This window comes from Shewanella pealeana ATCC 700345 (assembly GCF_000018285.1).
In the GTDB taxonomy this organism is placed as follows: Bacteria; Pseudomonadota; Gammaproteobacteria; order Enterobacterales; family Shewanellaceae; genus Shewanella; species Shewanella pealeana.
Map to the genome: position 1 here is coordinate 3,907,323 of NC_009901.1, position 13,214 is coordinate 3,920,536.

Genomic DNA, 13,214 nt, shown 5'->3' on the forward strand with positions numbered 1-13,214 from the left:
ATATTTGGCTGCTTTTTTGTTTTTTGGCTTTTGTGTTATCCGGTAGTTGGTTTGCTATCAAGCGCAGCTTGATTACTCCTCCTAATTGTTAGACGCTGTCTAACTTAAAGCTCAAGCGCCGCCTGATAGGTGGCAAAACCTCAACTGTTGAGCTAAACAAGTCTCCGTTCACTTGCCACCTGACTGGCTACTCGGTAGAGCTTAGGTTTATTGTTATAGCCAACTGGACGGTTATAGGTGAGTACCGTCGACAGACACTTATGTACTTCGCTGTTTGGATCGTTGGCATTGCCAAAAATGAGGGCATCGGCAGGACATACCGTGACGCAGGCTGGCTGTAGCCCCTCTGCAACACGGCTTTTCATGCAGAAATCGCAGTTATCAGTAGATTTGGCGTGCTTATTATAGAAACATCCCCCTGTAGGACAGGCGGCTACACACATTAAGCAGCCTTTGCAGCGGTCATGATTAAATGACACTACACCATCCACTGTTTGACTAATCGCCCCATAAGGGCAGGCCTTGATGCAGGCGGGTCTGTCACACTGCTCGCAAGAGACTCGCAGATAACGATAGTGCAGTTCGCCATCGATAAGATATGGGCCCTTTACATCAATTGTGGCCCGGTTTTGATGATCGGCCAAATCGTTAGATGTGTTACAAGCAGCAGTGCAGGCATGACAACCTATACAGCGATTTTCATCATGAATGAGTACATATTTTTCGTTCATTGCGTTCCCCCCACTCTACTCCAACACATACTGTTGCCTTGGTTGAAGTAAAGTAGCTCCTTGTTAGTTTAACTAAATACACATTACACACGTCTGATAGTGACGCCCGTGGTATGAACATTACTGCCTGTAATGGCTGCGGTAGCATGGGGTAACAAAGCGCCGCAATGCACTCCTTTACCGAAGGCCCGTGTGAGTTCTTGGTTCTTACTGCCAAAACCCATATGTGCGAAAACGGTATCTTTGCGGATCCCAAGCGTTACCTTGGCTGTACCTTGCTCCTCTCCCACCTGACTAGTGATGGTGATGCTATCACCATCACTTATCCCGAGTTTGGCAGCAGTGTCTGGATGGATCCAGACAGGGTTATCTGGCTGCAAGTCGTAAAGCAGTGGGATATTTTGAGTAGCTGCGTTGGTATGCAATGCAGACTTTCCTTGAATAAAGTACAGCTCACCAGGCTGCTTTAGCGTCACGGGGCGGTAGCTAATCACACTGCGGCCTGGGGCTATCTTTTCGAGACTAGGAGAGCTCAATTCAATCTTGCCACTTGGAGTCGTGAATTGGAGCTGATGACCGTAGTCGCCACGCTCTGAGACAGGCTGCGCATTAGGATAGTGCTGGCGAAACTTCGCCACCATATCTGGTTCTCGCATCAACAGTGGGATGCCAAATGAGAGGTAACCTTCTTTTCTAAGTTGCGGTAATAATTCCGGGTTGTTTGCAACCTGACGCTGTTGATAGTCAGCAATATCTTGCCAAGGAAAAAATTGTCCCAGCGCCATTGCGTCAGCGATCTCTTTAAATATTTGCCAACTTGGTCGAGTGTTACCTATGGTATCGGTTGCTTGCTGACGCAAGGCGTAGGCTGGGCTCTTAGCAGAATAGTCACTGATGTCTTCGTCACGCTCAAGATAAGTGGACTCAGGCAGAACAACGTCGGCATAGGCCGCGCTCTCGCTAATATATACGTCACAGGCGACAACAAAATCCATCGCCTCGAGTGCTTTTTGAACTTGGGTTCGATCGGTGACGGTTTGCACAGGGTTAGAACGTGACATCACCCATGCCTTTATCGCGTAGGGCTGTTGCTGCAAGGCAGCAGGGATAATAGATTGATAGAGCCCACCCGCTTTGGCAGCATACTTAAACTGGGCTTGGGCTAAATCGATACGTGGTAACACTGGGGTTGGTAAACCTTCTACTTTTATTTTTTCGAGTGATGGGGCTACCGCTTCGCCAGCAAGTTTGTTGTACAGCTTAGAATTCTTAGCGAAATACACACCTCCTTTACGTTCAATATTACCCAGCAGCACGTTTATGGCATAGATACCACGCCGAAGATCGAACTCTTCAGGTGTAAAGGTGCAGCGATGGCCATGGTCCGCTATCGCTGCGGGGGCGGCTGCGGCGAGTTCTCGGGCGATACGACGAATGTCGCCAGCTGAAATCCCGCATACCTCACTTGCCCACTCAGGGCTGTATCGCGCCATCGAAGTCGCAAAATCCTCGAAGCCACTAACATATTGCTGAACAAAAGATTCATCGTACAACTGCTCTTCTATTAATACATGACTCAGAGCGAGTACAACGGCAATGTCTGTGCCGGGTTTAATGGCATGCCATTCATCTGCTTTGTCAGCCATCACCGATAATCTAGGCTCAAACACCACGACCTTGACCGTGCCTTTTTCCTGTGCCGCCAACAAGCCTCGGGTCATTGACATATTGACCCCTTCATACAGGTTATGACCGAAGTTAAGTATGTATTTGCTGTTTTCTAAATCCAGCTTAAGCTCATTGCCGAACATCACCTTGGCGGCAACCGCATAGGAGATCGGACATGTTGAGCCGTGTGAAAAGATATTTGGGGTGCCAATGGCTTTACCAAAGTGAAAGGCATGATTGGATAATGAGCCAGATTTACTCGAGACTGCGATTGCTTCTGGTCCGTATTGGTCACGCACTTGATTTAGGTTAACCGCAATAAGTTGGTATGCTTCTTCCCACTCAATTTCCTGCCACTGCCCCGAACCTCGAGGTCCGGTTCGCTTAATCGGTTTTACCAATCGATGAGGATCATTGAGCAGCTTGCTACCTGATGTACCTCTTGCGCATACCTTACCGCCAAAGCTCTTAGCGTTCAGGTTCCCCCGAATGAATAACTTGCCCAGTCTGCTTTCAACGGTAATGGGACACCGAGTTGAACACATTTCGCAGATACTGTTTATTTCTTTAATAAATGGCGTTGCTGGTGTTAATATTTTACTTTGCGCCCCTAACGTTCCGGGGGCATAAACTGTTATAGCGCAAAAGGCGCTACCTTTTGCCAAAAAATCGCGGCGAGACAACATGTTCTTACCTCTCTTTTCACGTTTATAACCATCAGATTTAAAAGAAATTATTTTTTATACGAAGAGAAGCCGGCTGTACGCATAGTACGCCTGCCCCAATCAAACAAAGCATGATTAAGATCAATAAATCAGATGTATTTAGATGTGAATCACATATGATAAGTTGTGATTTAGATCCGAACACAACTAAAAATTGTGATCGAAAATAAAAACACCGCTACAGAGATGCCATCATCTCCCCCCCGCTCACAGCAAGCTAATCGCCTTATTCGTTAATGCTATCGATGTAACGCGCAAATAGGCCTATAACAAATGAGCTATAGATGGGTTCTTATAGGCAAGGCCGCTTTTCAGGTGAGCATAAAACCCATTGACTCAAGGCTATGAATGATGAAATTTAAGATGAATCTTAACAAGGCTAAGAGGTTTTCTTGAAATTATGTCTTTATCGTGACGCGCTAAATCCTGAACACAAAACCATAAAACTTTTAGATATATATCACATAAAAAATATTGCAAACCGGCAAAAAGATCCATATCTCTGCCATCGACACTGAGATGACGCCAAAAAGTAACAGAACATGTGGGCTCAGAGTCTGATGGATCCCCACGAATTTAATAGTATGCTTGTGGTTTCCGAACTAAGCCTTGTAGTGTCTTGAGAGCTATCTGCCAATGCGATTTCAACCGCTTCAAGTTCTTATCTTTGTATGCTCTCAAACCTATAAATTGGTTTGAGAGTACATTGCGGTGCTTTAATGAATTCGCCTGATAAAAGATAGGACAGGCATAACTTTTGCTCCCTGTGCCTTTAACCATAACGTTAAAACTTACTGACTCCTCAGACTTACAGGAAACACCAGTTCCCCATCGGAGTTGCCGAAGTGCGTTGGAAGCTCTATATAAACCAGAGTTGCGTGATATCCACACGGACGTGGGCGTAGCTTTCGCGGGGTAGGCCGCTCCTAGGCATCCCTGCCATCACGGCATTTGTGAATCCATTCACATCAGATGCCCCATCGGAAGCGTTAGCAATTTATCCATAAGCATGAGGCCCGTATCTAATGAATATAACTCCGTCCGGTTATACACTGTTGCCCCCTCTTGGCCGTAAAATAATTGGGTCAGAGTAAACTAAACAATTCACTCCGAATCCCCAGAGTTATGCTTGTCTAACCCCGTGTAAATACGGCCGTGACCGTCAATCTTCTGGTGAGAGATAACGAAGTTATCAAGCTCTCGAACGAGAGGCATGGATGCCGAACTGGCTTTTAAACATGGAAGTTGTTTGTCATGGCCGAGCTTCCAGGGATGGACTTGCTGCGTGTCACGGCAGTGTCTGCACATACGCAGGCCATTGGAACCACCGCTGCTGGATCCTACTCGCAGCCTAAAAATACCTCCCTATCTACACGAAGATAAAAAGTTGCTATATCTGCTAGCAACAAAAAAGGCTACAGAAACCCTGTAGCCTTTTTGATTAAACTTTTTAGCAAAAAGCTAAACCTTATTTGCCAGCAATCACTGTTTTGATGCTATTAAGCATCGAACGGTCAGTTCGGGCTTTCTTCAACTTACGTACGCTTTCTTTAAGCGAAGCATCTGCTAGTCGAGTGAAGATACCGTTGTACTCTTTCTCGGCGATCTCATCGTCAGTTTCAGCCATCTCTGCAATATCTTGGGCTACGCGGCTTAATTGGAACCAAGCATTCGCAATGTAGAAACCGTGGAAGTCTTCTCTCGGTAATAGGCCCTTAGCACTGGCTGGTAGTGCATCCCAACCGGCGCTGAACTTAAGGTCGGTATCTTCGATTAGCTCGTTGCAAAGGTTGGCGTAAGCTTCGAACAATCCCTCTGGAATGTCGTTCATCGGCATTACTGTGTTACATACATTCAGCGCTACTTGCTCAGCACGATCTCTATAAGCTTGAGTTACTTCTGTCATCACTTTCTCTCTACAAATATATCTAAAAACAGTTCGGTTAGATGACGCCATATAGCGCCTATCTCAATTCAATTGCTAGGTTAAAATTTGCCGCTTACGTATAAGCCATAATTACCATTACCGACGATTGGCGTTACCGTAATACCTTTATAAGGGTCGGTAAAGTATAGCCCAGACAATATGCCAATTGCCGCGCCAGCTAACACGTCTTCAACGTGGTGCTTGTCGCTTTCAACTCGGGTATAGCCTACATAAGCAGCGCCAATATAAGCGGGGATAGCCCACTGCCAACCATAACGCTGCTGCACAAATGTAGCTGCGGCAAAGCTGTCGGCGGTGTGACCTGACGGAAACGAGTCATCACCTGAGCCATCGGGTCTGTCTTTATCTACCGTGTATTTAAGGCCTTCTACCACTAAACGAGAAACCACACCGGTTTTGGCTAGCTGCCAAGCCCCTTCATAGCCATCTTCATAAATAAGCGAACCACCCAGCGCAGCGGCTGGAATAAGCAGGTGCAATACATCACCAGACCTTTCTAAATCCGATGCGGCGGAAGTTGACCAACTTGCCAGTAAAAGTAAACAAGCAAAAAACTTTTTCATAGGAAAGACCTGTGTCATGAGCCATTAGAGGGCGTTGTTATACAGGCACAATGTGGTAAATGCAAAAACTTGTGAAAGCGATTCAATTTTAAGCACTCAACATATAAAAACTTAGTTAACAAAAACCCTTATCGTGTATTCTAATGGCCGAATATAAAAAATTTTGATACCAAAAATAAACGTAAATGCCTAAGCTAATTCAGTTATTACTCATCTCCCTAGCTTTTATTATGGCCTCGGTCAGCCATTATGCTGTTTCTGCCACAACGGATCTCCAACGTGCAGATGAGCTATTCGACTTGCTCGATAGTGGTGTTGTTGAGAAGAACCTCGAAAAGAAGCAATACCTCGAAGAGCTGACCCCCTTAGTGCCAAAAAATGACCTAGCGAGGCAATTACGTTTAGCTCGAACCATCTGCTGGTCATATAACATGCAAGATGATGCTGAAATTGCTCAAGCCTTGTTATTTGCTAAACAAGCCTTAACGCGTCCGGAGTTAACCAATTTCCCTGATGATAAATTGGACTTAGAGCTTTGCTATGCTTGGTTTTCTGAGCAAAAAGGCGATGTCGATACAGCGCTGAGTTATTACAATCGACTGGTCATTGACGCCTACAAGTTAGAAAATTTGCGCCTAATGGCTGACGTTCGAATGATGCGCGGCTATTTAACTTCGTTCCAAGGCAACTATACCCAAGGCCTAGAGGACTTAATGACGGCGCAAACCCTCTATAAAAGTTTAAATGTCACCGTTTGGGTACAGCATAGCCTCTATGAAATCGCGACGATTTATCGCCGCTTAGGTGATCAAGAAAATGCTATCCGTTATTTCAACCAGTTGCATAAGAGCCACATCGACAACCAAGAGTTTGACAAGGCTAACGTGGTGATCTCATCAATCGCTATTGCTGAAGAGGAGCGCAAGAGCTTTACTCAAGCTAAAAAACTTTTCTTAGAAAGTTACCACTACTGGAACACTAACCAAAATGGGTTTAAGAAAGCCGGCGTAGCCGTGAACATGGCTGGAACCTTAATTAAACTTGGAGAAATCAACCAAGCCCTTAAGTACCTAGATGAGTCAGTTCCTTTTATCACTCCATCTGCGGAAGGCTTCTATAACTATATGCAGCTGTTTTATGCCCAGATATACTTGGAGCTAGGGCAGTTCGAACAAGCCCACAAAAGCATAGCCTTAGCCCGCGCAGCATTTGAGCGAGTCAAGAGTTTGCGCGGACTGGTGCAGGTGCAACTTGTAGAGAGCCAGATATTTCTTATGCAAGATAACTGGCAAGCAGCCTATGAGTCTCTATATAAGTATATGGAGCTGCATATGGAGCTTGATAAAAAGCTATTCTCTCGCTACAACACCGAAATGCGAACCCGTTTTAATGCCGAGCAGATAGAAGCCGAGAATCGCCACCTCGTTGAAAATCATAAGCTCAAAGAGCTTGAGCTAGCCATGCTGGAGCAAAATAAAGTTCAGCAATGGATTATCATTTTTATGGGCAGCATAATCCTTATTATCATCTCGACTTTCACCTACAAGCAGTCGCAGAAGAATAAATTACTGTCGGCGTTAGCCCTGACTGACGATCTCACTCAACTGCCTAATCGACGCTACATCTACACCCAAGCGCAGGACTACTTTGAGAGCGCAATAAAAAACCAGCAGGCTTTATCCTGTATTAGTTTCGATGCTGACTATTTCAAACTCATTAATGACAGATATGGACACGAAGTTGGCGACGAGACCCTAAAGTTACTCGCTGATACCTGTAGAGCAGTACTCGGAACTCAATATGAAGCGGCGCGAGTGGGGGGCGAAGAGTTTCTGATCTTACTGCCGCATACCGATAAGGCTCAAGCCCTTAAGGTTGCCCAACACTTAGTTAATCAGGTTCGCAATGCTGACTTTAGCCCTTTCCCTGAAGGGTTCTCGATAACAATAAGTGCCGGTGTTTCAAGCCTTAGCGAAACTGACGATAAGCTTTCCCAACTGCTGAAACGAGCCGATGAGGCACTTTACTTAGCCAAAAAACAAGGCCGTGACCAAGTTAAGATGAATTAATAGTCTGTCACTTTGGTTTTCAAGTCTGGCTTTCATTGCAGTAAATAGTCGGTTTTAGGCGAAAGATTTATAACTATCAGCTTTGGCTATATTAAGGACCTGAAAAGGCTAGCTTAGAGGCTTATGTTTGGCTTTACTCTATTACTCGGAACGACACTAAAGCTTGCTATACCTCATATTGCATAGTGTATAATTAGGCCTAAATATCAATAACTTCCACTCGAAGTCGACTCTAAATGCCTAAACTTTCCCTGTTAATACAAATTCTGCTATTTGTAAGCACTCTTACGGTGTGCAGTTTAGGCTTCGCCGAACAAACTAACATCCAAAAGGCAGATAAAATTTTTGCCATTATCGATAGTGGCACCATTGACAATCCCGAAGCCTATAACCTGCATCTAACTCAATTAGAAAGCTTAATCTCAAAAGGGGATACCTCAAGACAACTGCGCCTACAACGAGCCCTGTGTTGGTCATTCAACCCTTATATAAAAGAGCAAATCCCAACAGCTTTAGCATTTGCCAAACACGTACTGACCAACCCTAAATTAGTAAACTTTCCAGACCATAAGCTCGACTTGGAGCTGTGCCACACTTGGTTTTCAGAGAAGCATGGCAACGTAGAAGCGGCGCTAAAAGGTTATAACAAGATAATAGAAGAGGCCTATGCTCGAGAGAATTTACGCTTGGTGGCCGATGCCAGAAATATGCGTGGCTTCTTACGATCTTACCAAGGTAACTTTACTCAAGGACTCGAAGACTTACTGATAGCCCATGCTTTGTATCAAAATTTAAACCTACCCGCTTGGGCTCATAGCAGCTTGTATGAAATCGCCACCAGTTATCGCCGCCTAGGCGAACATAAAAATGCTATTCGTTACTTTAAACAAGTTCAAAACGGCCATATTAACAAGCAAAACTTTGATGGTGCCAATGCCATATCTGTCTCAATTGCCATTGCTGAAGAAGAACAAGGTAATCTCGAAGTCGCAAAGACATTGTTTGAAGAGAGTCATGACTATTGGAGAAACAACAAAAAAGAGTTAGAGCAAGCTACTGTTGCAGTGAATATCGCGAGTACCTTGATAAAACTCGGTGAGTTTACTCAAGCTCACCAATACCTAGATGAAGCCGAGCCGTTTATCCTGTCTACAGATACCGCGTTTTACAGCTTTTTACATCTATTTCGCGCACAAGCGTACCTTGCAGAGAGTCAACTGTCTCAGGCTCACAAGAGTATTGCATACGCCCGCAGCGCTTTTAGCAGAGTGAAGAACATACGCGGGTTGGCACAATTGCAATTAGTCGAAAGCCAGGCATTTCTCAAGCAAAAAGATTGGAAACAAGCCTACTATGCACTCTCTGAATATATGAAGTTGCATATCGAACTCGATAGTAAGCAACTTTCAAGCTACACCACAGAGATGCGTACCCGCTTCAATGCCGATCAAATTGAACAAGAAAACCGTCATCTTATAGAAAATCAGCAGCTCAGAGAATTAGAGCTGGCCATGTTAGAACAAAATGAACTACAGCAAGGGATCATTATCTTTCTAGGTGGCTTTATCATCTTGATTGTTTCGGTGTTTGCCTATAAACAAATTCAAAAGAACAAACTATTATCGGCACTTGCGCTAACGGATGACCTCACCCAACTTCCCAACCGACGCTATATTTATGCTAAGGCTCAGACCTACTTCGAACAGGCTCAAAGGACCGAGAGTCCATTATCGGTGATCACCTTCGATATCGACTATTTCAAGCTAATTAACGACAAGTTTGGTCACGAAGTCGGCGATCACGCCTTAAAGCTTCTGGCGGATACATGCCGCGAAGTGCTCGCAACACAATATAAGACCGCCCGTATTGGCGGCGAAGAGTTTTTAGTTATCTTGCCTGATACCGATTTGGCACAGGGTTATAAGATAGCTCAGGCCTTGGTGCATAGTGTCAGATACGGTGATTTTAGCCAACTACCATCAGGGTTTAGCATGACTATCAGTGCCGGTGTCGCAAGCCTCAGCACTGCGGACAGCAAGTTGTCGCTGCTCCTCAAAAAAGCCGACCAAGCCTTGTACATAGCTAAAACAGAAGGTCGCAACCAAGCTAGGATGGGTTAACTGTGCTACAGATGGGGATACCTATTCATCCCCAATAACTGCTATCATTAGCGGTTATTCTAAGCCGTTACTTTTCACCAATACTTTTAGCCAATACTTTTAGTAAATAATAGGCCTATGTCCGACACTCCTTCACAACTTGCCCCAATCGACAGCCTAACGTCCACTCAACTTGGCGAATTAGCCCTTAACATTAAAGTTTGGGGCCAAGAACTAGGCTTTGCGCAAATTGGTATTTGCGATACAGACCTCAGTGCAGAAGAGCCAAAGCTTCAAGCTTGGTTAGACAAAGATTATCACGGCGACATGGGCTATATGGCCAATCATGGCATGATGCGCGCGCGAGCTTATGAGCTCCATCCTGGCACTGTGCGGGTTATTTCAGCGCGGATGAATTATCTCCCTCCTGAGGCTGGGTTCGCCTTCAATCTTAAAGATCCTAATCTTGGTTATATTTCCCGTTATGCTGGCGGTCGCGACTACCACAAGATGATCCGCAACCGTCTTAAAAAGCTAGGCGACAGAATTGAAGCCGAGCTAAAAGAACTTGGTATAAGTAAACCTAACTCCCGTCCTTTCGTCGACTCTGCGCCAATTTTAGAGCGCCCCTTAGCCGACAAGGCAGGCCTTGGTTGGACCGGAAAACACAGCTTATTGCTGAATCAAGATGCTGGCAGCTGGTTCTTTTTAGGGGAACTATTAATCGACTTACCTTTACCGGTCGATATTCCGGTTGTTGAAGGCTGTAATACCTGCGTGGCCTGTATCAAGTCTTGCCCGACGAACGCAATTGTCGAACCTTATATCGTCGATGGGAGTCGCTGTATTTCCTATTTAACCATTGAGCTGCAAGGTGCAATTCCCGTTGAGTTTAGAGAAGCTATCGGTAATCGAATCTACGGCTGTGATGATTGTCAGTTGGTCTGCCCGGTTAATGCTAAGGCGCCCCTCACTGAAGAAAGCGATTTCCACACCCGCGCTTCGCTCAAGCAGCCTCGACTACTTGAGTTATTTGCATGGAGTGAGGCTGAGTTTTTAAAACTCACCGAAGGCAGTCCAATTCGCCGCATCGGCCATGCTCGCTGGCTAAGAAACATTGCCGTCGCCCTAGGTAATGCCCCTAGCAGCGAAGAAATCATCACAGCACTCGAGGCTCGTAAACTCTCCAGTGAAGTGGATGAGATGGTAACAGAGCATATTGACTGGGCCGTTAATCAGCAGCGACAGAAACTTGAACAACAAAAAGCGCAGCCTGAAGCTACGCTGACTTATAACACTCAAAGTCGTAAAACCCAGAGGGTGATCCGCAGTATTGAAAAAGGCTTACCGAGAGACGCCTAACGTTTTATTGCTTAAGCCCTAACGTTAAAAAGCATGAAGCTAAAAGCATAAGCGAAACAGCAAAACTTAGGCTTTGGGGTCTAAGGTGAAACCCACTTTTATTGTTACTTGCCAATGAGCGACCATACCTTCTTCTAGATGTCCTCGGGTTTCAACCACCTGAAACCACCTAAGGTGCTTCAATGATTCATTTGCCGTGGCTATGGCATTTTTAATGGCTTCATCTGAGCTAATTGGAGACGATCCTGCTAGTTCGATAATCTTGTAGGTATGACTCATATTGACTCCAAAACTGGTTAAGGTAATGACCTTAACCAGTATAGAACAACATCTGGGGTAGTCAGTGTGTGCCTAACATTTTTACCGTTAACTTTAATACCAAGCTTGCTAGCCATTACACACCAAAAGCCACTGAGTAAACACCATGACAACAGATTAGGATTTAGTTACTCACTTCAAAGCTGCCAACACCAAAGTCGAACGTTTTAGCTAAACGATTCCAAGCATTAATTTGGATCACAGCTAATGTCAGCTCGCTTATCTCTTGACTAGAGAAGTAACTGCTAAGTGCTGTTGTCGCCTGCTGCAGACGCGTCTCATCATGGGTCACTCCAACATGGGGAAGATCCGTGAGCGCCTCGGCCCAGTTTAATACCACACGCTCTTTCTGAGTGTAATAAGGCGCTTCGCGCCAGATAGACAAGGACGCCATTCTCTGGGCTGTCTCGCCAGCAGCTAATGCCTCTTTAAAGTGCATATCGATGCAGTAGGCACAGCCGTTAATTAACGACACACGATAACGAATAAGCTCGAGTAAAGTATGGTCAAGTCCACTGTTATTAACATGATTTTCTGTTTTTAACATACAGGCCATCACTCTACTGCTGATATCACTACTCTCTAGTGCTGAAGTAATTGAAAGGTGTTGTTTAGTTGCTTGTGTCATCTCTTGTACCTTGTTAATTGAATCAATTTATTGAACAAGAGACATTATCCATAGATAGAAAAAAGCTGGAATACAGATAAAAACTGTTTTACCTTTGCGTAAAACGCAAAGGTAAAGTTAGGACAATTCATGTTAAGTGCGATGCGGATCTTCATCAAAGTGGTTGAACTAGGAAGCTTCTCCAAAGCTGCCGAAGTACTCAATATGGCGCCATCAAGTGTCGCCCGCAATATCGACAGTCTTGAGCAAGACTTTAATGCAGTCTTGCTCAAGCGCAGCACTCGTCAGCTATTACTCACTGAAGCCGGTGAACTCTTCTTAGAAGGTGCACGCAAGCTGGTTAATGATGAAGAGACCCTGAAAACGTCGCTTTCAAAACGAGATAGCCAACCTGAAGGAATATTAAGGATATCGGTCTTTGAAGGATTTGGGCGGGTAAAAATCTGCCCTATTCTGCCCGATTTCTTAGCTCAATACCCTAAAGTAAAGATTGAAATAGACTTAGATAATCAACTGGTAGATTTACACTCAGAAAATGTGGACATTGCAATTCGCATTGGCAATGCACAAGATTCGAGTCTAAACGCCAGAATGCTGATGGCAAACCAAACTTCGCTCTGTGCTAGCGCTAAATACCTGGCTCAATTTGGCACTCCTAAGAAGCCTGAAGAGTTGCAGCATCATAACTGTTTACTCCTCGACCGGGACAGGCAGCGCACCTACTGGCATTTCAAAAAGGGCAATCAATATAAGAAAGTCCCAGTGCAAGGCAACTTAACCTCAAGAGGCGGCACGCCCATTCTAGAGGCGGCGATACATCACGGCGGCATAGTGCAACTGTCGAGTTGGATGATGGAAGACTTAATCCAAGATGGCAGTTTAGTGCGCTGCCTACCCGACTGGACACCCTCACTGTCAGAGCAATCCAGTGGCGATATCTATGCGCTCTACCGCGGCGGTAAGCACATGCGGCCAGTGATCCGCGCCTTTATCGATTACTTAGTAAAGGCGCTAAAGCGATAATATTACCCACTTTAGAACAGCAAAAAGCCGCATAACTAAATGATATGCGGCTTTTATTAGCCCTGGCGATCTTAGCTAGC

11 protein-coding genes and 1 pseudogene are annotated in these 13,214 nt (G+C 45.1%); 4 read left to right on the forward strand and 8 right to left on the reverse strand.

Translation table 11 applies throughout. From position 1 onward, the window contains the following. Positions 1-152: 152 nt before the first annotated feature. The 6 genes and pseudogenes from SPEA_RS16855 to SPEA_RS16870 form a co-directional block, all read right to left on the reverse strand. Positions 153-731: a 4Fe-4S dicluster domain-containing protein gene (locus SPEA_RS16855; RefSeq protein ID WP_012156404.1), complete on the reverse strand. Its 579-nt coding sequence runs from the start codon at positions 729-731 to the stop codon at positions 153-155. An 83-nt stretch (positions 732-814) separates the two neighbouring features. Beyond that, the gene (gene phsA / locus SPEA_RS16860) at positions 815-3,085 is read right to left on the reverse strand and encodes a thiosulfate reductase PhsA (protein ID WP_012156405.1); all 2,271 of its coding nucleotides are present in this window, start codon (positions 3,083-3,085) and stop codon (positions 815-817) included. Positions 3,086-3,700: 615 nt separating this feature from the next. Continuing rightward, positions 3,701-3,859: pseudogene (locus SPEA_RS22835) on the reverse strand (IS4 family transposase); the annotation flags it as partial. Between the two features lie 369 nt (positions 3,860-4,228). Beyond that, complete coding sequence (locus SPEA_RS23145; RefSeq protein ID WP_150102246.1) at positions 4,229-4,432, reverse strand: hypothetical protein; 204 nt, start codon at positions 4,430-4,432, stop codon at positions 4,229-4,231. Between the two features lie 160 nt (positions 4,433-4,592). Further along, positions 4,593-5,030 (reverse strand): DUF3069 domain-containing protein, encoded by a 438-nt coding sequence (locus SPEA_RS16865; protein WP_041411051.1) that lies wholly within the window; start codon positions 5,028-5,030, stop codon positions 4,593-4,595. Between the two features lie 80 nt (positions 5,031-5,110). Next, a complete protein-coding gene (locus SPEA_RS16870) occupies positions 5,111-5,635 on the reverse strand; it encodes a phosphatase PAP2 family protein (protein WP_012156408.1) in 525 nt (174 codons plus the stop codon). A 185-nt stretch (positions 5,636-5,820) separates the two neighbouring features. Between SPEA_RS16870 and SPEA_RS16875 the strand changes: the two genes are divergently transcribed. The 3 genes from SPEA_RS16875 (at position 5,821) to queG (ending at position 11,165) form a co-directional block, all read left to right on the forward strand. Continuing rightward, on the forward strand, positions 5,821-7,704 hold the full coding sequence (locus SPEA_RS16875; protein ID WP_012156409.1) for a GGDEF domain-containing protein: 1,884 nt from the start codon (positions 5,821-5,823) through the stop codon (positions 7,702-7,704). Between the two features lie 236 nt (positions 7,705-7,940). Beyond that, entirely contained in the window at positions 7,941-9,824 is a 1,884-nt protein-coding gene (locus SPEA_RS16880; protein WP_012156410.1) for a tetratricopeptide repeat-containing diguanylate cyclase, read from the forward strand. Positions 9,825-9,941: 117 nt separating this feature from the next. Next, positions 9,942-11,165 carry a tRNA epoxyqueuosine(34) reductase QueG gene (queG, locus tag SPEA_RS16885; RefSeq protein ID WP_012156411.1) on the forward strand — a complete coding sequence of 408 codons (1,224 nt, stop codon included), beginning with the start codon at positions 9,942-9,944 and terminating at the stop codon, positions 11,163-11,165. Positions 11,166-11,231: 66 nt separating this feature from the next. Here queG and SPEA_RS16890 read toward each other — a convergent pair whose 3' ends face one another. Both SPEA_RS16890 and SPEA_RS16895 read right to left on the reverse strand, forming a co-directional pair. Continuing rightward, complete coding sequence (locus SPEA_RS16890) at positions 11,232-11,444, reverse strand: dodecin (RefSeq protein WP_012156412.1); 213 nt, start codon at positions 11,442-11,444, stop codon at positions 11,232-11,234. A 163-nt stretch (positions 11,445-11,607) separates the two neighbouring features. After that, on the reverse strand, positions 11,608-12,111 hold the full coding sequence (locus SPEA_RS16895) for a carboxymuconolactone decarboxylase family protein (protein WP_012156413.1): 504 nt from the start codon (positions 12,109-12,111) through the stop codon (positions 11,608-11,610). Between the two features lie 129 nt (positions 12,112-12,240). Between SPEA_RS16895 and SPEA_RS16900 the strand changes: the two genes are divergently transcribed. After that, a complete protein-coding gene (locus SPEA_RS16900; RefSeq protein ID WP_012156414.1) occupies positions 12,241-13,134 on the forward strand; it encodes a LysR family transcriptional regulator in 894 nt (297 codons plus the stop codon). Positions 13,135-13,214: the final 80 nt, after the last annotated feature.